The organism is Thermodesulfovibrio sp., from assembly GCF_049969575.1.
In the GTDB taxonomy this organism is placed as follows: Bacteria; Nitrospirota; Thermodesulfovibrionia; order Thermodesulfovibrionales; family Thermodesulfovibrionaceae; genus Thermodesulfovibrio; species Thermodesulfovibrio obliviosus.
In genome coordinates this window covers 1-2,680 of record NZ_JBMFOO010000032.1, presented here as the reverse complement: position 1 = coordinate 2,680, position 2,680 = coordinate 1, and the positions used below count along the sequence as shown (strand labels likewise).

Here is a 2,680-nt window from a genome sequence, read left to right as displayed (position 1 = left end):
GGCAACAAGCCCACCTGTGCAGGATTCTGCTGTTGATAGAGTCTTTTGTTTTTCTGTAAAATTTTTAACAATATCAAACGCAATAGAATTTAAAAAGCTCATGAACAAATTATAACAAAAAAAGTGCTGGGAATGACAAAAAATAAAAAAGGAGGGCCAAACCCTCCTTCCTATTAAGCACCTTTGGCTTTTTCTCCAAGTTCTATATAGCTTCCCCCAAAATAAGTATATATTAAATCTCCAGCATCAATGAGCTCTCTTATTGCTGCTTTTGTCTCAGCATCAGGAACTCCCTTTTCTCTAAAATGTTTTATTACATCCATCTGTTTGTATTTCTTTTTCCCTGTTGATTGTTTGATAAGCTCATAAATCTGCTTTTTAAGCTCCTCCTTATCCATTTTAAATCACTCCCTTCATAAAAATTTAAATAAGGGAGGCAAAAACCTCCCTATTATTTAACCCATTTGACCTGAGCTGTAGTTCTGTATGTTGTGAAAGCGTATGTCCAATCATCAATATGCTGATATGTAAATGGTAACCCAGTTACTGCAAAAAATTTCTCCCAACCAATCCTATCAATCCATTCGCCCACTCTCTCATGCTTCTTTGCTCCAGCAGCATAGGCATCAAAAATTTTCCTAATTGTTTTTGTAACTTCAGGCCATCTTGGTGGATTATTAGGTAAATATGCTACAGCAAGCCTTGAAAACTTTGGTGGAGTTCTTAGATTACCAACTTTTCCACCTACGACTATTGCAACTCCATCATTTACTGGATCTGCAATTGGAAGGGCAGGACAAACTGAGAAGCAGTTTCCACAGTACATGCACTTCTCTGCATTGATTTTTACTGATTTCTTTGCTGGATCAGGTGTTATTGCAGCTGTTGGGCATGAAGCCATTGTAGTTGGAAGCTCGCAAAGGTTTTTAAAGCTTTCATGATCAATCCTTGGCATTTTTCTATGAATGCCAACAAGCGCTATGTCTGAGCAATGAACCGCACCACACATGTTTGTACAACATGCAACTGCAATCCTTACTTTATTTGGAAGTTCTTTTGTTGTAAAGTAGTCAGCAAGCTCATCCATTATGCATTTAACCAAACCAGAGGCATCAGTTGCTGATGAATGGCAGTGAACCCATCCTTGTGTATGAACAATATTGCTTACTCTTGGACCAATTCCTCCAATCATGTATCCTTTTGCCTTGAGTTCATCCATCAAAGGTTTTACTTTGCTTTCATCAGAGACAAGAAACTCGACATTGTTTCTTGTTGTAAATCTAAAGTATCCATCACAATACTTATCAGCAATATCAGCAAAATCTCTTAATGTAGTTGTACTTAACAGTCTTGGAGAGGCAATCCTTACTGTCCAGAGTTTATCTCCAGAATTTGCTATATGAACCATTAATCCAGGACCTAAAATTTCATGAGTTTTCCAGTTTCCATAGTTTTTCTGGATTACTGGGGGTAAAAAGTTTTTGTAATGAGGTGGTCCTATATCTGTTTTTCTTTGTTTTACATCTACTACATCAGGAATAAAAAATTTCTCAGGAATTTCACCCATTTTAAACCTCCTTTATTTTTTTATTATTTTGTCCATGCTTCCCAAGGCTTCTTTTCAAGATCTTCCTCTTTCCAGAAGAAGAACGGATCATTTCTTGGCTCTTTAACCATCTCTGGTATTGGTTCAAGACCGGAAATCTCAAGGAATTCTCTCATTCCACGACGAAGAATAAGTTCACCAATTCTTTCTCTGTTCTTTCCATACTCATTCCACCAATCCCACCATTTTCTTGTAAGTTCTTTTAGCTCGTCATAAGGCGGCTTCATTTCCATAAATGGGATTATTACCCAGGAAAGAGTTGCACCAATAACAAATGGTGCTTTTGCACCAATAAGTATCATTGCTCCAAATGGAGGAGTAGGTTTCAGTGCTCCTGGAAGTTTTGCAATACAATGGAAACAGTGACGACAATCTTCATTATTTATTTTTAATGTATTTCCATCCCAGCTTATACACTTTCCAGGACACATATTCACTATTTCTTCCTGAATATTTACGCCCTTTTTAACATAATCTTTTACCTTGTCCTGATCAATCTCTATTGGACCTTTCCATGTTCCAATTATTGAACAGTCTGCACGAGCTATTGCAGCATTGCAGTCAATCGGGCATCCTACTATTTTAAACTTAAACTTGTATGGAAACTGCGGCCTGTGGAGTTCATCCTGAAACTCCTGAGTTATTTCGTAAGTAATATCAAGTGTGTCAATCATTGCCCACTCGCATCTTGCTGGACCAACACAGCAACTTGGAGTTCTCAACGCAGAACCAGAACCACCAATATCAAATCCATTAAGACTAAGTACAGTAGCAATTGGTTCAAGATTGTTAGTTGTTGTTCCAAGCAAAACTGTATCGCCTGTTGAACCATGCATGTTTGTCAGCCCGCTTCCAAATCTGTCCCATAAATCACAGAAAAATCTTATTGCAGCAGAAGTATAAAACAATCCTGCTGGTTGATTAATACGACAAGTATGAAAGTGAGCTACATTCGGAAATTGCTCTGGTAATTGAGAATATCTTCCAATAACTCCTCCTCCATATCCTCTTACTGTAACAATACCTCCATGTTTCCAGTAAGTCATCTTGTCTCTGTAACTTTTCTCTAACTGT

At 37.6% G+C, this 2,680-nt stretch carries 4 protein-coding genes; all 4 read right to left on the bottom strand.

Annotated features, from left to right (window positions below; translation table 11 throughout):
- Positions 1-102 (bottom strand): CinA family protein (locus ACP5O9_RS07585; protein ID WP_428723769.1); only part of this gene is annotated, 102 nt, incomplete at its 3' end.
- A gap of 71 nt (positions 103-173) precedes the next feature.
- A complete protein-coding gene (locus tag ACP5O9_RS07580; RefSeq protein WP_353686128.1) occupies positions 174-398 on the bottom strand; it encodes a hypothetical protein in 225 nt (74 codons plus the stop codon).
- Positions 399-451: 53 nt separating this feature from the next.
- Positions 452-1,567, bottom strand: coding sequence for a dissimilatory-type sulfite reductase subunit beta (gene dsrB / locus ACP5O9_RS07575; RefSeq protein WP_428723759.1), 1,116 nt, complete (start codon positions 1,565-1,567; stop codon positions 452-454).
- A 23-nt stretch (positions 1,568-1,590) separates the two neighbouring features.
- A partial coding sequence (gene dsrA, locus ACP5O9_RS07570; protein WP_428723758.1) for a dissimilatory-type sulfite reductase subunit alpha occupies positions 1,591-2,680 on the bottom strand: 1,090 nt, incomplete at its 5' end.

Bases quoted from the DNA above. Each gene is read 5' to 3' on its own strand.
- dsrB (WP_428723759.1), bottom strand. From the start codon at position 1,567: ATGGGTGAAATTCCTGAGAAATTTTTTATTCCTGATGTAGTAGATGTA.
- ACP5O9_RS07580 (WP_353686128.1), bottom strand. From the start codon at position 398: ATGGATAAGGAGGAGCTTAAAAAGCAGATTTATGAGCTTATCAAACAA.